The organism is Bacillus sp. SYZHCR11 (assembly GCF_057196865.1).
The window spans coordinates 888,288-907,632 of the sequence record NZ_JBXUND010000001.1; the positions used below are offsets into that span (position 1 = coordinate 888,288).

A 19,345-nucleotide genomic window follows, 5' to 3' on the forward strand; every position below is an offset into this window, starting at 1 on the left:
TGGCCTCCACCCGCCCCTTCTTTAGTGTAGAAATAACGTATCCAATCTGCGCCTTAGCAGACTTTCGGTCTCATTCATCATTTTTTCACCAATGTCATCGACATGTCTGTTTCTCCATGATTCCAACTCCGTGCCCTTTACCCAATGGTTAAAAGCGCCTAAAGACGGGCCGCAATGAACTTGGAAATTCACCTTTTGTTCTTCCTGCCCTTCCAAAGCAAGCAGACATCCTCTCTGCAAATACCACTTAAATAGTAACAGCATCTTATATTTTTGATTGCGCTCAGCTTTTTGGGCCAGGTTCGGCTGTTTATCTATTATGCTTTCGTAGATTTCATCAAAAGTCTTGTTAAAATAGTCATTTTCGAGCTGAATCTTTGTCTTTTCATCTATCTCACTCAAAGACTCATATTGTTGGTAGATTTGAAATAATTTATTTGCCCTGACCGGAAACAGCGTGCCCTTTTTCAGCACCTGCACCTTTGTTCCGAACTCAAACAGAGTCTCCGAAGGCGCATAAGCAGTATCGCATATTCCTGTCTCACTCAGCATTTCTTTAACAAAACCGCTTGTTTCTGCTTCAACTGTACATTGATTAATGGATCCCGTCATAATAAAATCAGCGCCCATTAAAAAAGCAGACGCCGCAGACTCGGGAGTCCCGATTCCTCCCGCGGCCCCGACTCTGATCTTCCTTGCGTATTTGTGTGTTTCCATCATTTCGTCCCGCAGGTTAACAAAAAACGGCAGCATCGCCGTCAATGAGCCCTGTTCGGTATTACTGCCGCAATCTGCTTCAATAATGATATCGTCTGCTGCCGGAACACGGCTGAGCCACTCCGCCTGCTCTTCCGTCAGCATACCGTGCTGACACATTCTCTTTACGATACTTTGGGGAGGCGGACTCAGAAATGCGGCCGCAACTTCCGGCCGTGAAACTTTGGCAATGATCCGATTATGAGGTATGACCCTGCCGCTTTTGTCCATCTTCAACTGATGCGCTTTGTAATAAATTAATGGCGCGCTGACGGAAAGATACGAAGACGCTTCTATTACCCGTACGTCATGCTTGATATATAAATCTATCAATTCCTTTTCTCTATCTTGATGATCCGGCTCAAATCGCAGATTCATTCCGTAGGGCTGGCCATTTTTGAGTGTCTCCTTAATAGAAATAAGGGCCTGTTCAATTTCCCTTATAGTTAAACCCGCTGTGCCAAAGAACCCCAGCATTCCTTTCTTCCCGAGGCGGATCAGCATTTCAGCGGAAGAGATCCCTCTATGCATCGCACCTGCCAAATACGCGTATGTCAAACCGTAATCTTCTTTGAAAGATTGATCACCCAATCGGGACACCGGTGAAGCCGCAACGCTTTCTATATTTTCGGCCAAGAGGCCCTTCTCTTTCCCGCTTTCGGAATTGTCCTTGTTCCCTTCAGAAAACAAGAGACTGTCTTTTGGCGCACTAATATTAAGCGGTTCCTCATCTCTTTGTATGGTTTGAATTAATTTAGTCAGAATGTTTCCGGGACCGATCTCTTCAAACACAGTGACGCCTTGTCCCATTAAGTACCTGATGCTTTCAGTCCATTTCACCGAGTTTGTTATTTGTTCAATTAAATTCCGTTTGATATCTTCTTGTTTATAAGGTCTTGCCGTATAGTTAGAGATGACCGGGAAATTCAATTCAGAAAAATGAAACTCCCCGATAAATTCCGCAAATTCACGCTGTGCACTTTCCATGAAACGAGAATGAAAAGCTCCGCCGACTTGCAATACGATATAAGCTTTCGCCCCTTCTTTTTCAAAAAAAGAGGCTGCACGCTTTATCTCTTCTGCAGCCCCTGCTATCACAATTTGTGAAGATGTATTGTAATTGGCGATATCTATTTGGCCGAATTCATACTTTTGAAGTATTTTTTTTATGTGATGCTCATCCAGTCCGATCACGGCAGCCATTCCGCCCTCGGAAGCCTCACTCATTAACTCGCCTCTTTTAGCAACCAGCCGGAGACCTGTTTCAAAATTAAAAACACCGGCCGCAAAAAGCGCAGTATATTCACCCAGACTATGTCCTGCAACAGCATCAGGGCGAGTATGACCTTCTTTTAAACCCTTTAAATATTGCAGTGCGCTCACTGTATAAATTGCAGGTTGTGTATACTTCGTATCAGTGAGCCTCTCTTTTTCATCTGAAAGGCATAAATCCTTTATGGAGTATCCTAAAATATGATCTGCCTTTTTAATGAGCTCACTGAATTCATCGAATAAGTCTCTGCCCATTCCTTTAAACTGCGCTCCCTGTCCGGGAAAGACGTAAGCAAGCATTTGTTTTCCTCCTTGTTCCGTATTTCTGCCGTTTCTTTTCGTTCCGATTGTGATTTGTTTAACATTTTTCACTTCAATTTTTAAAATTGTCATTTACTCTAAGCACCCGGCACCATTACTTAATAAGCATTACGAAGCAAAATAAAAAAACCTTTATGCCGGATAAAGGTTTAAAAGCAAAAAGCATGTACAAAGATCATATTGCCGCAAATATAATAGATAGAATTTTCTGATAATTATAACCGCATTTTCATTCTGTTTTTTATATATCAATATAATAAAAACATCCCAACGTGCCGAAACAACGATTGGTTTTATGTGAATATTTCCCTAAATAAATACTATACCATGATTTACATGTTGTCAATGGGAAACACACGTATATACCAATTCTTCAGCCGCCGTTTTACAGGCGGCTGAACTCGGTTGTTATCAGTTCATCAGCCCATGCCGATATGCCTTCACTATACTATTCGCGGAATAATAGTTCTTTCTCTTTGTTGTAGTCTTTAGTAAATTGATTGAACTCATCTGCTTGTTTATGCACTTTTTCGTAAACTGAGTTTACTTTGCCGATTTGCTCTTCCAGCTGCGATAATGTGAGCTTTTTATCTTTAATCAGTTTATAAAGGTCCTTATCAAGTGAAATGGCTTTTTCGTACTTTTTGTACAAAAGATCATAAGATGCATACCTTTTTTCCATTAAAGCGACAGCATGCCCGGCTTTTTCTTTTACTTTCTTATCCTTTATTTCTTGAGAAGTTTTTTTTGCGGATTCAAATGCTTTTTTTGAATCATCAATACTGTCTTTTTCTGCTTTCAGATGTTTTTTTCGCTGATTTGCATTGCTCAGAGCCTGATCAGACAGTGTGACGATTTTCTTGTAATCATCCATATTCAGTTTAACCGCGCTGTCGTAAAGCTTATGCTCTTTTTTCTCCAATTTTCCTAATGTTTTCTGCTCTTTTTGAAACGGTTTTTCCGCTTGAACGGCTTTTTCCATCGAGTCATGAAGCGATTCAACCGGATCTTTTCCCCCGCAGCCCGCAAGCAGCATACTTGCGGCGCCGAGCGCTCCGATTCCTGCTAATACCTTTTTTTGAATCATATTCACTTAAAATCCCCCAATCTTGACAATTTCCACTATAGAAGCCCGAACGCTTTTTGACAATAGCTGAGCTGTAATTGGCATGACCGGGTAAAAAGATGCTTACGGTGCTGTCAAAGAATACTTGCGTAAAAAATTGAGAAAACAGGGCGGATGACCATACATCTTTTTGGCTTTTACATAGTTTATAGTAGACGCCGGCCCTGCTGACAAAGGGTCAGCGTAATTAAAAGAGGAGGTTTTTTTATGTACGGATATGGATTTGGCGGCGGATTTGGCGGCGGTTGCTGCGGCGGATACGGTTATGGCGGTTACGGTTATGGCTGCGGCGGCGGATACGGCCGCACATTCGCATTAATCGTCGTATTGTTTATCTTATTAATCATCGTCGGTGCCGCTTATTTAGGCTGCGGCTGCTGACCTTATACACCATGAAAATCGGCCGGCCTGCTATGGCCGGCCAATTGTTTCGTTGCGCCGCGATAAAGAAATTCGCTATAATTTACATATTAAGCTTTAGGAGTGAAGTTTCTTGATTACTATGGAAAATATTGTACGCGACGGACATCCCGCGCTCAGAGAGATCGCTGAAGAGGTTCAGCTTCCCGCTTCCGACGAAGAAAAACAGCATCTTGCTGATATGATTGAGTTTGTGAAAAACAGCCAAAATCCTGAATTAGCCGAGAAATACAAGCTTCGTCCGGGCGTCGGTCTTGCCGCTCCGCAAACAGACGTAAAAAAACGGATGATCGCCGTCCATGCAGAAGATGCGAAAGGCACTTTATACAGCTATGCTCTTTTTAACCCTAAAATCGTCAGCCACTCAGTGGAAAAAAGCTACTTGACGAGCGGAGAAGGCTGCCTGTCGGTAGACGAACCCATTCCCGGCTATGTGCCGCGCTACGCCCGCATCCGCGTAAAGGCGGTGACGCTTGAAGGAGAACAGATTGACATCCGCCTCAAAGGTTTTCCGGCCATCGTGTTTCAGCACGAAATCGATCATCTGAACGGCGTGATGTTTTACGACCATATCGATAAAGAAAATCCGTTCAAAGAACCTGAAAACGCCATTGCCATTGACCGTTAAAAAAACCGGCACTTCCCAAAGTGCCGGTTTTCTTTATTTCAAAAGGCCCAGTTCTTTGACAGCCCAGCTGATTCCCTCTTCATCCACCGGCTTTGTGACGAAATCGGCGGCAGCTTTTAATTCCGGAACCGCATTTCCCATCGCCACCCCGGTGCCGGCAAAACGGATCATCTCAAGGTCATTTAGTCCGTCGCCGAATGCATAAGTGTCACTTACGCCGTACGGAAGCCGCTCAAGCACTCTTTTAATGCCTTCCGCTTTTGAACCGCCTTTCGGAAGCACATCCGTTGACAATTCATGCCAGCGGACGTAATCAAACTCTGGAAAAGCGGCATATGCTTTTTCTTCATGTCCGCGGCAGAATAAAAGCAGCTGATAAATTTCTTTTCCTTTATAAAATGTTTCATCAACTTCGGGATAAGGCGCTTTCAGACTGCCGATACCTTCCGAGACGTGCGGATGTCCGGGGACGGTCGTTTTCATCGTGTCTTCCGCCATAAATACGACGGGGTGCTCCCCTTCTGCCGCCTGCTTTAATAAACGCGCAACCGCATCTTCAGGAAGCGGATTTTTATAAATGACCTCACCTTCAAATACGACATACTGGCCGTTGTATGAAATAAATGATTCAATCTCAAGCTCTTCCAGAATCGGTTTTACCATAAACGGGGACCTTCCGCTGGCGATAAAAACGTGATGGCCAGCCTCTTTAAGCGCCGTCACGGCGTTTCTTGCGCTATCGGGAATATGTTTATCATGGTCATAGATCGTGCCGTCAATATCAAAAAAGATCAGTTTTGGTTTCATGTCAATTTCTCCTTTTTCCCGTTTATCAGTCGTGTCTTTTTCAATATCATCATACAGAAAGTTTTTCTTCCGGAAAACCGCCTTGACGAAATTCCAGTTTTACCCACGAAAACAAATTCATTTTTTCCGCATACTACTGCTATAAAGGGCTTTAAAGGAGGTATACGATGCTGCGCCGATTACGGAAGAAACTCAGAAGACAGTGGGGCGGAATGCTCCGGAAAAAAGTCATCGCATAGAAGGGATCTTTCGGTTTTTGAAAGTCCCTTTTTTGCTCGAGACTTTCCTTATAATCCGTTTTCGAATATAATAGAATAAGCGAGTCTAACATACGGCATTTAAGGAGAGATTTGGATGATTTATAAGGTATTTTATCAAGAGAAGGCTGACGAAGTACCTGTTCGGGAAAAAACAGATTCACTTTACATTGAGGGCGTTTCAGAACGGGACGTCAGAACGAAACTGAAAGATCAGAAATACAACATTGAATTTGTTCAGCCTGTGGACGGTGCTTTTTTAGAATATGAGAAGCAGAGCGAAAATTTTAAAGTATTGGAGTTATGAGCGGAATGAAATTTGTAAAAAATGACCAGACTGCCGTTTTCGCCCTCGGCGGATTGGGCGAGATCGGGAAAAATACGTACGGGGTGCAGTTTCAGGATGAAATTGTACTGATTGATGCGGGAATCAAGTTCCCGGAAGATGAACTTCTCGGCATTGATTACGTAATCCCCGATTACACGTATTTAGTAAAAAATGAAGATAAAATTAAAGGTCTGTTTATCACCCACGGTCATGAAGACCATATCGGCGGTATTCCGTACCTGCTCAGACAAGTAAATATTCCCGTTTACGGCGGTAAACTCGCGATCGGCTTACTTCGGAATAAACTTGAAGAGCACGGGCTGTTAAGACAGACCAAATTAAACATCATCGGTGAAGACGACATCGTGAAGTTCCGCAAGACGTCTGTATCCTTCTTCAGAACGACACACAGCATTCCGGATTCATACGGAATCGTCGTCAAAACACCGCCGGGCAATATCGTACATACCGGGGACTTTAAGTTCGATTTCACACCGGTAGGCGAACCGGCCAACTTGACAAAGATGGCTGAAATCGGGAAAGAAGGCGTTTTGTGCCTGCTTTCTGACAGTACAAACAGTGAGGTGCCTGATTTCACCATGTCAGAACGCCGCGTAGGCGAAAGCATTCACGATATTTTCCGAAAAGTGGACGGCAGAATTATATTTGCGACATTCGCTTCGAATATACACCGTCTTCAGCAGGTGATTGAAGCAGCCGTTTTAAACGGCAGAAAAGTTGCCGTATTCGGACGCAGTATGGAATCGGCTATTGAAATCGGACAAAATCTCGGTTACATCACCTGTCCTAAAAATACGTTTATTGAGCATAACGAAATCAATCGTATGCCTGCCAATAAGGTAACGATTTTATGTACGGGGAGCCAAGGTGAACCGATGGCGGCGTTATCACGCATCGCTAACGGGACGCACCGGCAGATTTCCATTAATCCCGGAGATACGGTCGTCTTTTCTTCCTCTCCGATACCCGGAAACACAATCAGCGTAAGCCGCACCATCAACCAGCTGTACCGTGCAGGCGCAGAAGTCATTCACGGTTCATTGAATGACATTCATACATCCGGACACGGCGGACAGGAAGAGCAGAAATTAATGCTCCGCCTGATCAAACCGAAGTTCTTTATGCCGATTCACGGTGAGTACAGAATGCAGAAAATGCACGTCAAACTCGCGACTGATTGCGGCATACCTGAAGAAAACTGCTTTATCATGGATAATGGCGAAGTGCTGGCCCTCAAAGGCGAAGAAGCCGCTGTGGCAGGCAAAATTCCGTCAGGCTCCGTTTACATTGACGGAAGCGGAATCGGTGATATCGGCAATATCGTGCTCCGCGACCGCCGCATTCTTTCAGAAGAAGGCCTTGTTATCGTTGTTGTCAGCATCAATATGGACGACTTTAAGGTTTCGGCGGGACCTGATTTAATCTCAAGAGGTTTTGTATATATGAGAGAATCCGGTGATTTGATCAATGACGCGCAGCAGCTCATTTCGAACCATCTGGAGAAAGTAATGGATCGGAAAACAACGCAGTGGTCCGAAATTAAAAATGAAATTACCGATACGCTTGCTCCGTTCCTATACGAAAAAACAAAACGCCGCCCGATGATCCTTCCGATCATTATGGAGGTCTAAAAAAACTGCACTCATTACGAGTGCAGTTTTTTTATTGCAGCGGAATATGCTGAAAGGCTTTGACATCAAACAGACCGGCCGCCGTCATTTTAATATCCGGAATCACCGGAAGGGCTAAAAACGATAAGGTGAGAAACGGATTGAAATCACCGGTGAATCCAAGCAGATGAAGCTTTTCATGAAGCACGCCCAAGCTGTCATTAACCCATTCCGCCGACTTATCAGACAAAAGCCCGGCGATCGGAAGCGGAACGGAGTGAAGCAATTCTCCGTTTTTCACGGCTGTTAATCCGCCCCCGGTGTCACGGAGCTTGTTGATTGCTTTTGCCAAATCGGCATCGTTTGTACCGACGGCGATGATATTATGGGAATCGTGAGAAATGGTTGTGGCGATGGCGCCTTCTTTTAACCCGAACCCTTGTACAATCCCGAGTCCTATCATTTTTTCGCCGCTGTGCCGCTCTGCGACGGCGATTTTTAATAAATCATTATCTGTATCAGGTCGAAACGCGTCAGCAGACGGTGCAGGCACTTCTTTTTTTCTCGTCTCCAAATGATTCGGTATCATTTCGATTACATTCATTTTCCTGCCCTCTTGAATCGGTATATGAAAATCCGATTCAGTCAGCGGCGCTTTCAGCCGCACTGTATCCAACAGTGCCTGGTCCGGCGAATAGGAACCGGCAGACTGTTCATAAACCGTCCGTCCGTTCTCGGCAACGGTCCGGCCGGCGACCATGGTCTTCGTGACGGCAGCCTCCCGTACATCTGAAATGAACAGCAGATCTGCGTCAAAACCCGGCGCTACCGCCCCTTTTGTTTCAAGGCCGTAGCACTCAGCCGCATTTAAGCTGGCGAGCTGATACGCAAGGAATGGATCAAGTCCCGCCTTTATCGCCATTTTGACTTGGTGGTTCACACTTCCTTCTGTAAGCAGATCATCTACATGCTTATCATCCGTACAAAAGAAAAAGCGGCGCGCGTTTTTTTCATTCACCGCCGGCAGCACATTGAGCGTATTTTTTGCCACCGATCCTTCGCGCAGCATGACGTACATTCCCCGTCTGATTCTGTCCAGCGCTTCTTCTTTTGTCGTCACTTCATGATCATTTGACACCATTGCGGTTCTGTATATATTGATGATATCTGAAGACAGTCCGGCTAAATGCCCGTCGATCCGCTTTCCGTGACGCTTGGCATCAAGCAGTTTCTGAAGCATATCCTCTTCACCTTCCGCAACAGACACATAATCCATTACTTCCGCAAGCCCGAGCACCTCTTTCTCCTGATAAAAAGGCTTTAAATCCTCGGCTTTTAATACAGCTCCTGAGCGTTCAAAGCTAGCGGCGGGAACACAGGAAGGAAGCATGAAACGGATGTTCAGCGGCGCCTTTTTCGCCTGCTCTATCATAAATGAAATGCCTTTTGCTCCGGAAACATTCGCAATTTCGTGAGGATCAGTAATGACAGTAGTCACTCCGTGAGGGAGGACGGCTTTAGCAAATTCAATCGGAGTAACCATAGAGGACTCGATATGAACATGTCCGTCAATAAAGCCCGGAACGATCATTTGGCCTTCTGCATCAATGACTTCTTCCCCTTCATATTCGCCCAGCCCGACGATCACTCCGCCCGTAATGGCGATATCTGCAGAAATCCATTCCTGGTTAAATACATCCATGATTTTTCCGTTTTTAATGACGGTATCGGCTTTTTGTCTGCCGGCTGATGCATTCAGCCGTTCAGCCAGTGTTTCTTTGTTCAAAATGAGGCCTCCTCTTTTTCTTTATATGGTACAATATGCTATCGGATCGCCTGATCATAGTCAATAAAAATTGCAGAATATACCGCTTACATGATAAATGTCTTTCTATTCTGACATAATAAAAGACCGTCCTTTTACGGACGGCTTTTCACTTTGTATGAAGCACTCTTTTTTCAAATCGGGAAATGTCCGTAAGAGAGCCGATAACGATGAGAATATCTTCTTTTTGGATCATTTCAGTCGCCAGCGGAGATACGATCACTTCTTTTTCTCTCTTGATGGCCACGATATTAATGCCGTACTTCGCCCGGATGTCCAGATCAAGCAGTGTGTTGCCCGCAAGCCTGCTGTTGGCCACGATCTCCACAATGCTGTGTTCGTCGGACAGCTCCAAATAATCAAGCACATTATTTGATACGATGTTGTGGGCGATGCGTTTTGCCATGTCACGTTCAGGGTGGACGATGTGATCGGCCCCGATTTTCGCAAGCACTTTCTCATGATAATCGTTCTGCGCTTTAACCGTGATCGTGTTCACGCCGAGTTCCTTTAAGATCAGCGTCGTTAAAATGCTCGCCTGTATGTTTTCGCCGATTGCCACAATGACGTGGTCAAAGTTGCGCAGCCCCAAGTTTTTCAGCACCGATTCATCGGTTGAATCGCCGATGACCGCGTGTGATGCGATTTTGGCGTATTCATTTACTTTATCTTCATCAATATCCATCGCCATGACCTCAAGGCCTTCTTCACTTAATGCTTTGCAAATACTTCCGCCGAAGCGTCCGAGACCGATAACGGCAAACTCTTTTCTCATAACAGTACTCCTTTAAACAATATCTCTAATAGGAATAGTATCACATTTTCGGCAATGAGTTCATATAGCGTTTAAGCTTTTCTGAAAAGGCGGGTGATAAATACAGGTCCGCTCCGCGTTCGATTTCTTCCTGATAGTGACCCGGAGGCGCAATTTCCTCAGCTTTATCAAGAACCAGAAACGTCAGGACGCCTCTGTATACACGGCCGCCGGCACACACTTCTATGAACGCGGGACGGTATGTGTGATTATCAACACCTTCTCTTTTGTACAGATAGGTTGCCGCTTCAAACGGGAGCTTGTACAGCACGCCTTCAGTTCGTCCCCCGTCTTCAACAAGATCGGCTCTGGAACCGTCAGGACGCCTTAACGTGAATCTCGTCGAATACCCTTCAACAACCGCCCCTCCGACCGGCTCGGCAAAAAAGTGGTCGACCCCCGCCTGTTTAAACCGGGCATTGTCCATACAGGAGCCGTAAGCGAAATAATAAACCGGACTGTCATCCTCCCGTTTCATAAAACGGTATTCTTTCCAGTCTCCGCTTTTGATACGGCTGAATGAGGCACACTGGCCGGGCTTTACGACATATGCGAAGGCGGTTTTATTCCCGGTATCCGTCGTCACGGCAACCTCTTTCCGGTCAAAATCAGCATAATACATATCCAGCTTACGGATCATCTGATGATCTGTTTCATACAATTCCCCGTACACAAAAGCTGTTTCTGCTAAAGACGCCGCAGGCTGACCTTTATCCGTTTCGTACAGCACACCGTTTATCGCGGCCTGCTCGCACACACACGGAGCGCCTTTCAGCAGTTCATGGTTTTCTTCACGCTTCCGTAACAAACCGTATACAAAAAGAAGCAAGTTATTTTTCCTCCTTTTGGACAGCAGCCGCTTCTAAAGGCAGAATCACCTGAAACGTACTGCCTTCTCCATTTTTGCTCTTAATGTTAAGTTTACCATTATGCTCCTTCAGAATTCGTAAACAAATCGGAAGCCCGAGACCCGTTCCCTGATCTTTTGTTGAGAAAAACGGTTTCCCGATATTTTCAAGCTTTTCTTTCGACATGCCGTTTCCTTCATCCTGTATGCTGATCACCGCGTATTCTTCATCCCGTTCTGTATAAATATGAATATTCCCGCCGTCAGGCATCGCTTCAATCGCATTTTTAATAATATTGATAAATACCTGTTTCAGCTGGTTTTCGTCCCCGTTGACCATACAGGACTCAGTCTGCCTGAAATCCTTCTCAATCACAGTGTTCGACAGCACCGCGTTCGTGTCAAGAAGCGTCGCCACCTGCCTTAAAATATGGTTGAGATGATGAGCGGTAAACGTCACGGTCTGCGGCTTGGCGAGCAGAAGCAGCTCCCCCAGCACGAGATCAATCCTTTTAATCTCCGAAAAAATAATATCGAAATAATCCGTTCTTTCCGGATACTGGGCTTTCATCAGCTGGAGAAAGCCGCTGACTGACGTTAAAGGATTTCTTACTTCATGGGCAATTCCTGCCGCAAGCTCCCCGGCAATGGCCAGCTTTTGAGATTGCATGGCAAGGCGTTCGTTCGTTTCCAGAAGCTCGTCGACCGCTTTTTTCCGTTCACTGATATCAGACATCGTCCCCAGGCTTCCGACAAATTTCTGTCTGCGGTCATAATACAGCTTATAATGGACTTCTCCCCAAAAGATCGTGCCGTCTCTTTTAATATATTTGGCCGTAAACATTCCTGACGGGGACTGCTGCTTGATTTGGGAGATAATATAATCAATGATATGTTTTTCTTTTATAAAATAATCATTATACATCGTGCCCATACATTCGCTGATGGAGTGGCCCGTAATCGTCGTCCAGGCCTGATTCAAATATGTAATATTCCCTTGTGAATCCGTCTGAAAAACGATTTCCTGCAGATTGTCCATGATCCGGTTTTTCTCATCTGAAAGCGCCTTTGCTTTCTGCTCGCTGTCCTTCAGCTCCGCCAGCAGCTGCTTTTTATTGTCCACATAATAAGCCAGCAGCCAGACGCTGATTAATGTGACGGCGGTAAAGGTGATGTCAACGGGCCAGTTAATCGGATTCCGTTCAATCATATAAAATAAATAATCCCAAAACATAATAAAAATCATTGCCAAGATTAAGGAAATGATACGCGCTTGATATTTTCCCATAGTCCCACCTGCCGCTAACATTTCTACATATATTGTAACATTGTTGACTGCATTATTGACTAAAAAATGATAACTATTCCCAATTAATTGAGCAGGTTCGCTTACTTTTCCCGTGAGTTTTTGCACAAGTTCATAATAAAAGGACGGAATGATGCCCCGCCCTTTTTGCTGATTATGATCTATCTTTTAACGCTTCTTCGATTTCCTCAAGCAGCATTTTCGCTCCTTCAGGACTTAAAATAATTTTGCCGTTGCCGTACTCCTGATTTTCGGGGGTAATTTCCCCGGTCATTAAGCAAATGCCGTGCGGCTTGTATTTTTTTAAGACAATTTTGTCTCCGTCAACGAAAAATTCAATACTATCTTTAATAGCGATATCCAATGCTCTTCGCAATTCAATCGGCATGACAATACGCCCGAGTTCGTCTACTTTTCTTACTACACCAATTGATTTCATAGAAATCCCCTACTTCCTTTAATGTCTCTTCTTTATGTCCAAGGAAAATCCTTCATAAACGTAGACGAAAGGAACGGAGCAAAAGTTTCTCAGCATCCGGAAATGAATGTTTTTTACAAAAGAAAGCCTTTTGAAATACGGGATACAGACTTTCCCTCCTTTTTTACAAAAACATTTCATTCCCGGCGGAAACCCCCAAAAATCGTGGTTTTTCTCAGAAACTTTAAATGTAGAATCAATTAAATCAGGATAGGGATTGGGTGAAAACATGTTTCAATCAACTGAGATCGGAATCGACTTAGGAACCGCTAATATACTTGTTTACAGTAAAAATAAAGGAATTATTTTAAATGAACCTTCCGTTGTCGCTGTAGATACAACAACGAAAGCGGTGCTTGCCATCGGAACGGATGCCAAAAGCATGATCGGAAAGACGCCGGGGAAAATCGTCGCCGTACGGCCGATGAAAGACGGTGTCATTGCTGATTATGATATGACAACTGACTTATTAAAACACATTATGAAAAAAGCCGGAAAAAAAATCGGAATGACCTTCCGCAAACCGAATGTCGTCGTCTGCACGCCTTCAGGCTCAACAGCCGTTGAACGCCGCGCCATCAGTGACGCTGTCAAAAACTGCGGAGCGAAAAACGTTCACTTGATTGAAGAACCCGTAGCCGCTGCAATCGGGGCCGACCTCCCTGTTGACGAGCCGGTCGCAAACGTCGTCGTAGATATCGGCGGCGGTACGACTGAAGTCGCCATCATCTCATTCGGTGGCGTCGTATCCTGTCATTCGATCAGAATCGGCGGCGACCAGCTTGATGAAGATATCGCCTCGTTCGTCAGAAAAAAATACAACCTGCTGATCGGGGAACGCACGGCAGAACAAGTGAAAATGGAAATCGGATTTGCATTGATCGAACATGTGCCGGAAACGATGGAAATCCGCGGGCGTGACCTCGTAACCGGTCTGCCGAAGACAATCAGACTGCAGTCTAATGAAATTCAGCACGCGATGCGTGAGTCGCTCCTGCATATTCTTGAAGCGATCAGAGCGACACTTGAAGATTGTCCGCCGGAGCTCAGCGGTGATATCGTTGACCGCGGCGTCGTGTTAACCGGCGGAGGCTCCCTTTTAAACGGGATGAAAGAATGGCTGACAGATGAAATCGTCGTTCCCGTTCATTTGGCGGCAAATCCGCTTGAATCAGTGGCTATCGGCACTGGGCGTTCATTAGACGTCATCGACAAGCTGCAAAAAGCGATTAAATAATAAGATTGTGCTTCTTTTTTCTCCGGCCGGCTCATATTGTGAGAACTGGAGAAACATTAAGGAGGAAGCATATGCTTAGAGATGTGGGAAGACGCGTAGCAGTAGCCGTCATTTTAAGCGGGATTATTTTGGGGGGTATGAGCATTTCACTGGCCAATATGCCCCATTCTCCGGCCGGCGGCGCCGTAAAACTGAATCACCCGTAAAGACGCAGCAAAAGCTGTGTCTTTTTCGTTTGTGCTCCTTCCTTTCCTTTATGAGGCGATATTTGATATGATGAGAAAAACCGATGAGGAGGAATGAACGATGAGTTCGTTTACTGAAAAGTTAAATACATATGCTCAGCTGGCGGTAGAAGTCGGCGTCAATGTCCAAAAAGGACAGCATGTCGTAATCAATGCCTCAACTGATGTCCGGGAACTTGTCAGACTGCTTGCCAAACATTCTTATGAAAAAGGCGCAAAAAACGTCACCGTAAATTGGCAGGACGATGAACTGTCCAGATTAAAATACGAGATGGCACCTTTTGAAGCGTTTGAAGAGTATCCTGAATGGGAAGCAAAAGGAAAAGAAGAGCTCGCGAAAAAAGGGGCTGCGTTTATTTCTGTCGTCTCATCCGACCCCGACCTGTTAAAAGGCGCTGACGGCAAACGGATTGCAGCGTTCCAAAAAGCCGCCGGAAAAGCATTGCATACATACAGACAATATATTCAATCAGATAAGGTCAGCTGGACGGTGATCGGAGCGGCTTCAACAGGCTGGGCGAAAAAAGTGTTCCCGGATCAGCCGGAAGAAACAGCCGTTGAGCTTTTATGGGAAGAAATTTTCAAAACAACCCGCGTAAATGAAGAAAACCCTGTGGAAGCATGGAAAAAACACGATCAAAATCTTCATGAAAAAGTGGAACACCTGAACAAAAAACATTACAGCGCCCTGCATTATCAGGCTGAAGGAACAGACTTAACCATTGAACTGCCGAAAAAACATGTATGGGCAGGCGCGGGAAGCGTGAATGAAAGCGGGCACGAATTCATGGCCAACATGCCGACAGAAGAGGTTTTCACCCTTCCGCAGCGTGACGGGGTGAACGGCACGGTTTCCAGCACGAAACCGCTTAGCTACGGCGGCAACATTATTGATAACTTCACTCTTACCTTTGAAAACGGGCGCATTGTCGATGTGAAAGCTGAAAAAGGCGAGGAGATTTTAAAAGGCATCGTCGAAACCGATGAAGGCTCACACTATCTCGGTGAAGTGGCCTTAGTGCCGTACGATTCACCGATTTCACAATCAAATATTTTATTTTACAACACACTGTACGATGAAAACGCCTCTAACCACTTGGCGATCGGCAGTGCGTATGCCTTTAATATTGAGGGCGGCAAACAAATGACACGGGAAGAGCTTGTCAAAGAGGGCTTAAATGAAAGCATTACACACGTAGATTTTATGGTCGGTTCCAAAGAAATGAATATCGACGGCATTACCGCGGACGGCAAAAGAGAACCGATCTTCAGAAACGGAAACTGGGCATTTTAATAAAAAAAGGAGGCGATCAGGCCTCCTTTTTATTTCGCTTCATACATTTGCAAGTTGGCGCAGACGGTTTCCAAAACAGGTGTATCAATTGACAAGCCTTTCGCTTTCTCAAGCAAAAAGCCGTGTAAATGATCACCTTCCGTCACCCTGCCCTTTTCCATATCTCTCAGCATCGACGATTTCATATGGTAAGACATGCTTGTCAATGTGCGATAACTCTCTTCTTCCAGACCAGGATCTTTCGGGATGCCGGCAGCCTTGAAAATGGCTCCGATTTCAGCAAAGAGGCGCTTTGCCGTGCTGCGGCCGCCTTCTGTTTCTAAAATCGGTCCGACCGGCTGTTGAAACAGAGTGGTCACTCCCGCCTGCGCGGCAATAAACATATATTTTTTCCAAATGTCCTTTTCAATATCCCCGCTGATGATGACATCCGCTTTCACGCCTGCAAATGCGTTTTCCAGCTCGTTCATACGTTCTGTGCGCTCCCCGTTCCATTCACCGAAAACAAAACGGTGGGCAGCGCTCGTATGAAGAATTTCCCCTTTGTCGTTAAGGGCGCTCTCAATAAAGCAGAGGCCTCCCAGCACCTGCCGTTTTGAAAAAGCTTCAAACAGCTGGTGATAGTGCCTGTATCCGTTTAAAAAAGGAATAATGACCGACGAAGGTTTGACAAACGGTTTGACATCCCGAATGACGTCCTGCAAAGAATACGCTTTTGAAGCGATGATAACGGCGTCAAATGCTCCTTCTTCGCCCGCCAACATTAATTTCGGCTTGATTGAAACATCACCTTTTGCACTTTTGACGGTCAAACCCGTTTCTTGTAATTGTTCCGCCCGTTTCTTGCGGACGAGAAATGTAACGTCATTTCCCTTTTCTGCAAGACGCGCACCGATATATCCGCCCACTCCCCCAGCTCCGACAACTAAAAACTTCATGATGCATTCCTCCGTCTCTTTTCAATTTATGTATTCCTTTATTGTAATGGGAAGTCAGAAGATTGAAAACTTTTTTCATAAATAAAAAAGCAGAGTCTCCCCTGCTTCTTTATTACGCGTATAGCTCTTCAAGCTTTTTCTGCACATCCGCGTTTTCAAGAAATTCGTCATAAGACATTTGTTTGTCAACAATGCCTTTAGGCGTTAATTCAATGATGCGGTTGGCAATTGTCTGTACAAACTGATGGTCATGAGATGAAAACAGCATAGCGCCTTTAAAGCTGATTAAGCCGTTGTTAAGCGCCGTAATGGATTCCAAATCTAAGTGGTTTGTCGGTTCATCCAGAATTAAGATATTCGCGCCGGAAAGCATCGCTTTTGAAAGCATGCAGCGCACTTTTTCTCCTCCGGAAAGGACGTTTGATTTTTTGTTGACTTCTTCTCCTGAGAACAGCATGCGTCCTAAGAAACCGCGCAGAAAGCTTTCGCTTTGGTCATGCGGCGAGTATTGGCGGAGCCAGTCGACAAGGTTCGCATCGCTGCCGTCAAAATATTCGCTGTTGTCTTTAGGGAAGTACGCCTGAGAAGTGGTCACGCCCCATTTAAATGTGCCGCTGTCTGCTTCCATTTCCCCGGAAATGATTTTAAACAATGTCGTAACGGCAAGTTCGTTGCGGCCCGTAAATGCGATTTTATCTTCTCTGTTCATAATAAAGCTGACGTTATCAAGCACCTTAACCCCGTCAATCGTTTTTGTTAAGCCTTCAACCCGCAGCACGTCATTTCCGATCTCGCGTTCCGGCGTGAAATTGACATAAGGATAACGGCGTGATGACGGTTTGATATCATCAAGCGTGATTTTATCAAGGAGTTTCTTTCTTGATGTCGCCTGCTTTGATTTAGAGGCGTTGGCGCTGAATCTGGCCACGAACTCCTGAAGCTGTTTAATCTGCTCTTCTTTTTTCTTGTTGGCTTCCTGAGAAAGCTTTAAAGCAAGCTGGCTTGATTCATACCAGAAATCATAGTTGCCGACGTACACTTGAATTTTATTAAAATCAAGATCGGCGATGTGCGTGCACACTTTATTTAAAAAGTGACGGTCATGGGATACGACGATGACTGTGTTCTCAAAGTTGATTAAAAACTCTTCCAGCCACTGAATCGCTTTCAGATCCAAGTGGTTGGTCGGTTCATCAAGCAGCAGAACGTCCGGCTTGCCGAACAGCGCCTGTGCCAAAAGCACTTTCACCTTTTCTGAACCGCCTAAGTCGGCCATTTTCTTCGTATGCAGGTCTTCAGAGATGCCCAGCCCCTTTAACAAAATAGCGGCTTCACTTTCAGCTTCCCATCCGTTTAATTCCGCAAACTCTCCTTCAAGTTCAGCGGCGCGGATGCCGTCTTCATCTGAAAAATCAGGCTTCATATAAATCGCGTCTTTTTCCTGCATGACTTCGTATAAACGTTTATGTCCCATAATGACGACTTTCAGCACTTCGCAGTCTTCATATTCAAAGTGGTTCTGCTTCAGAATGGCAAGACGTTCGCCCGGACTCATATGGACATCGCCGGTCTGAGGCTCCAGCTCACCGGATAAAATTTTCAAAAATGTTGATTTTCCGGCACCGTTTGCGCCTATTAATCCGTAGCAGTTGCCCGGCGTAAATTTAATATTGACATCTTCAAATAACTTGCGATCCGCAAAACGCAAGCTCACATTATTTACAGCAATCATTTAGAATCCTCCATCGTGTCTATCATCATTAAAAGTATACCATGAATAAAGGGGAAGAGAAATGTTTCCCTGCGAATATACGGGTTTGAAAAGATGCAGGCGTCAAACCCGGAGCGCTGTGATACAATAGATATATATACATATTCATCACGGAGGAACAAGTTGAAGCTTTTAACACTCACAGAATACTGTCTTATGATTTTCTTCACCGGGGTTTTTCTGGCCGTCACAGGCTTTACGGCACGTGACATCGGCTTGTACGTCGGAATCGCCCTCATTTATACGTTTTCGCATCTCTTTTCCAAACGGATGCTTGAAAGACGCGGCAAAGAGAAGAAGCAGGTGAATCTTTTTTTCAGCGTTCTGGCCATTGTCGGATCAGTGCTGGCCACGGTATTGTTCATCGCCGTCGCGGCCTCGTTTGCCAAATAAAAACGCCTGCTGTCCGAATCGGGCAGCGCGGCGTTTTTATTTTGTCTGACGCATATCATGAAACGGGAAGAACACAAACTTCGAGGTGCCGACGATCCGGTTTTCGGCAATTAAGCCGAGGCCGTTCCGGCTGTCCATTGAGTTCAGCCGATTGTCGCCCATGACGAAGTATTTGCCTTTCGGAACCTTTACGGGGCCGAAATCTCCCGTCAGGTTGACTCCCAGTTTTTTCGCTTCTTTTTTATTGCTCGCGAGGTACGGTTCTGCGATTTTTTTGCCGTTTATGTAAAGCGTGTCATTTTTCATTTCCACCGTTTCTCCCGGTTTTCCGATGAGCCGCTTTACATAATGGACTTTCGATGTATCGCCGTTAATAATGACGATGTCCCCCCGCTCGATTTCTCCGATATAATTGACGCTTTTGTTGACAAACAGTCTTTCACCGTCATGTAATGTCGGGTACATTGATGATCCTTCCACTAAGTACGGTTCAAACAGAAAATGGCGGATTAACAGCGCAAGTGCAACCGCTATAATGATGGCCTTTCCCCATTCCCAATACGTGTTGGATTTTCTTTTTACCGATTTTTCAGAAGTAGGTTTTTGTTCTTCAGTCAACGTGGTTCCTCCTAGACGATCACTGTTTCGGTT

Annotated in this window: 19 protein-coding genes; 8 read left to right on the top strand and 11 right to left on the bottom strand. The window is 45.1% G+C overall.

Annotated elements, in window-relative coordinates; translation table 11 throughout:
• Positions 1-21: 21 nt before the first annotated feature.
• Positions 22-2,328, bottom strand: a complete 2,307-nt coding sequence (fabD, locus tag AC2CGA_RS03750; RefSeq protein WP_139885305.1) for an ACP S-malonyltransferase — start codon at positions 2,326-2,328, stop codon at positions 22-24.
• 469 nt (positions 2,329-2,797) lie between these two features.
• Positions 2,798-3,436 carry a YkyA family protein gene (locus AC2CGA_RS03755; protein WP_024085252.1) on the bottom strand — a complete coding sequence of 213 codons (639 nt, stop codon included), beginning with the start codon at positions 3,434-3,436 and terminating at the stop codon, positions 2,798-2,800.
• Positions 3,437-3,682: 246 nt separating this feature from the next.
• On the opposite strand from AC2CGA_RS03755, the gene AC2CGA_RS03760 reads away from it, so the two are divergent.
• On the top strand, positions 3,683-3,856 hold the full coding sequence (locus AC2CGA_RS03760) for a YjcZ family sporulation protein (protein ID WP_003154542.1): 174 nt from the start codon (positions 3,683-3,685) through the stop codon (positions 3,854-3,856).
• Positions 3,857-3,968: 112 nt separating this feature from the next.
• On the top strand, positions 3,969-4,523 hold the full coding sequence (def, locus tag AC2CGA_RS03765; RefSeq protein ID WP_003154544.1) for a peptide deformylase: 555 nt from the start codon (positions 3,969-3,971) through the stop codon (positions 4,521-4,523).
• Between the two features lie 33 nt (positions 4,524-4,556).
• On the opposite strand, the gene AC2CGA_RS03770 is transcribed toward def, so the two are convergent.
• The gene (locus tag AC2CGA_RS03770) at positions 4,557-5,330 is read right to left on the bottom strand and encodes a Cof-type HAD-IIB family hydrolase (protein WP_003154546.1); all 774 of its coding nucleotides are present in this window, start codon (positions 5,328-5,330) and stop codon (positions 4,557-4,559) included.
• Positions 5,331-5,684: 354 nt separating this feature from the next.
• On the opposite strand from AC2CGA_RS03770, the gene AC2CGA_RS03775 reads away from it, so the two are divergent.
• Positions 5,685-5,894, top strand: coding sequence for a DNA-dependent RNA polymerase subunit epsilon (locus AC2CGA_RS03775; RefSeq protein WP_003154548.1), 210 nt, complete (start codon positions 5,685-5,687; stop codon positions 5,892-5,894).
• Positions 5,895-5,899: 5 nt separating this feature from the next.
• On the top strand, positions 5,900-7,567 hold the full coding sequence (gene rnjA, locus AC2CGA_RS03780) for a ribonuclease J1 (protein WP_003154550.1): 1,668 nt from the start codon (positions 5,900-5,902) through the stop codon (positions 7,565-7,567).
• A gap of 31 nt (positions 7,568-7,598) precedes the next feature.
• Here rnjA and ade read toward each other — a convergent pair whose 3' ends face one another.
• From ade to abhA, 5 genes are all read right to left on the bottom strand, one after another.
• The gene (gene ade / locus AC2CGA_RS03785) at positions 7,599-9,332 is read right to left on the bottom strand and encodes an adenine deaminase (RefSeq protein WP_171463490.1); all 1,734 of its coding nucleotides are present in this window, start codon (positions 9,330-9,332) and stop codon (positions 7,599-7,601) included.
• A gap of 148 nt (positions 9,333-9,480) precedes the next feature.
• Positions 9,481-10,146, bottom strand: a complete 666-nt coding sequence (gene ktrC, locus AC2CGA_RS03790) for a Ktr system potassium transporter KtrC (RefSeq protein WP_003154554.1) — start codon at positions 10,144-10,146, stop codon at positions 9,481-9,483.
• 40 nt (positions 10,147-10,186) lie between these two features.
• Entirely contained in the window at positions 10,187-11,014 is an 828-nt protein-coding gene (locus AC2CGA_RS03795; protein ID WP_139885254.1) for a gamma-glutamylcyclotransferase family protein, read from the bottom strand.
• Between the two features lies 1 nt (position 11,015).
• A complete protein-coding gene (locus tag AC2CGA_RS03800) occupies positions 11,016-12,320 on the bottom strand; it encodes an ATP-binding protein (protein WP_014304932.1) in 1,305 nt (434 codons plus the stop codon).
• 172 nt (positions 12,321-12,492) lie between these two features.
• Positions 12,493-12,777 carry a transcriptional regulator AbhA gene (gene abhA / locus AC2CGA_RS03805; RefSeq protein ID WP_003154557.1) on the bottom strand — a complete coding sequence of 95 codons (285 nt, stop codon included), beginning with the start codon at positions 12,775-12,777 and terminating at the stop codon, positions 12,493-12,495.
• A 268-nt stretch (positions 12,778-13,045) separates the two neighbouring features.
• Between abhA and mreBH the strand changes: the two genes are divergently transcribed.
• The 3 genes from mreBH (at position 13,046) to AC2CGA_RS03820 (ending at position 15,592) form a co-directional block, all read left to right on the top strand.
• Positions 13,046-14,053 carry a cell shape-determining protein MreBH gene (gene mreBH, locus AC2CGA_RS03810; protein ID WP_003154558.1) on the top strand — a complete coding sequence of 336 codons (1,008 nt, stop codon included), beginning with the start codon at positions 13,046-13,048 and terminating at the stop codon, positions 14,051-14,053.
• A gap of 71 nt (positions 14,054-14,124) precedes the next feature.
• The gene (locus AC2CGA_RS03815) at positions 14,125-14,259 is read left to right on the top strand and encodes a protein YkpC (protein ID WP_003154559.1); all 135 of its coding nucleotides are present in this window, start codon (positions 14,125-14,127) and stop codon (positions 14,257-14,259) included.
• Positions 14,260-14,359: 100 nt separating this feature from the next.
• Entirely contained in the window at positions 14,360-15,592 is a 1,233-nt protein-coding gene (locus AC2CGA_RS03820) for an aminopeptidase (protein WP_025851469.1), read from the top strand.
• A gap of 29 nt (positions 15,593-15,621) precedes the next feature.
• Here AC2CGA_RS03820 and AC2CGA_RS03825 read toward each other — a convergent pair whose 3' ends face one another.
• On the bottom strand, positions 15,622-16,530 hold the full coding sequence (locus AC2CGA_RS03825) for a ketopantoate reductase family protein (protein WP_003154561.1): 909 nt from the start codon (positions 16,528-16,530) through the stop codon (positions 15,622-15,624).
• 112 nt (positions 16,531-16,642) lie between these two features.
• On the bottom strand, positions 16,643-18,262 hold the full coding sequence (locus tag AC2CGA_RS03830) for an ABC-F family ATP-binding cassette domain-containing protein (RefSeq protein WP_003154562.1): 1,620 nt from the start codon (positions 18,260-18,262) through the stop codon (positions 16,643-16,645).
• A 162-nt stretch (positions 18,263-18,424) separates the two neighbouring features.
• Here AC2CGA_RS03830 and AC2CGA_RS03835 point away from each other — a divergent pair, with 162 nt between their 5' ends.
• Entirely contained in the window at positions 18,425-18,694 is a 270-nt protein-coding gene (locus AC2CGA_RS03835) for a hypothetical protein (protein ID WP_003154565.1), read from the top strand.
• A gap of 36 nt (positions 18,695-18,730) precedes the next feature.
• On the opposite strand, the gene sipT is transcribed toward AC2CGA_RS03835, so the two are convergent.
• A complete protein-coding gene (gene sipT / locus AC2CGA_RS03840) occupies positions 18,731-19,312 on the bottom strand; it encodes a signal peptidase I sipT (RefSeq protein WP_003154568.1) in 582 nt (193 codons plus the stop codon).
• Positions 19,313-19,345 lie beyond the last annotated feature (33 nt).

Coding starts and splice junctions, on each gene's coding strand:
- abhA (WP_003154557.1), bottom strand. CDS start 12,777: ATGAAATCAATTGGTGTAGTAAGAAAAGTAGACGAACTCGGGCGTATT.
- rnjA (WP_003154550.1), top strand. CDS start 5,900: ATGAAATTTGTAAAAAATGACCAGACTGCCGTTTTCGCCCTCGGCGGA.
- AC2CGA_RS03800 (WP_014304932.1), bottom strand. CDS start 12,320: ATGGGAAAATATCAAGCGCGTATCATTTCCTTAATCTTGGCAATGATT.
- AC2CGA_RS03775 (WP_003154548.1), top strand. CDS start 5,685: ATGATTTATAAGGTATTTTATCAAGAGAAGGCTGACGAAGTACCTGTT.
- AC2CGA_RS03825 (WP_003154561.1), bottom strand. CDS start 16,530: ATGAAGTTTTTAGTTGTCGGAGCTGGGGGAGTGGGCGGATATATCGGT.
- AC2CGA_RS03755 (WP_024085252.1), bottom strand. CDS start 3,436: ATGATTCAAAAAAAGGTATTAGCAGGAATCGGAGCGCTCGGCGCCGCA.
- AC2CGA_RS03815 (WP_003154559.1), top strand. CDS start 14,125: ATGCTTAGAGATGTGGGAAGACGCGTAGCAGTAGCCGTCATTTTAAGC.
- AC2CGA_RS03830 (WP_003154562.1), bottom strand. CDS start 18,262: ATGATTGCTGTAAATAATGTGAGCTTGCGTTTTGCGGATCGCAAGTTA.
- AC2CGA_RS03760 (WP_003154542.1), top strand. CDS start 3,683: ATGTACGGATATGGATTTGGCGGCGGATTTGGCGGCGGTTGCTGCGGC.
- fabD (WP_139885305.1), bottom strand. CDS start 2,328: ATGCTTGCTTACGTCTTTCCCGGACAGGGAGCGCAGTTTAAAGGAATG.
- AC2CGA_RS03820 (WP_025851469.1), top strand. CDS start 14,360: ATGAGTTCGTTTACTGAAAAGTTAAATACATATGCTCAGCTGGCGGTA.
- mreBH (WP_003154558.1), top strand. CDS start 13,046: ATGTTTCAATCAACTGAGATCGGAATCGACTTAGGAACCGCTAATATA.
- AC2CGA_RS03770 (WP_003154546.1), bottom strand. CDS start 5,330: ATGAAACCAAAACTGATCTTTTTTGATATTGACGGCACGATCTATGAC.
- ktrC (WP_003154554.1), bottom strand. CDS start 10,146: ATGAGAAAAGAGTTTGCCGTTATCGGTCTCGGACGCTTCGGCGGAAGT.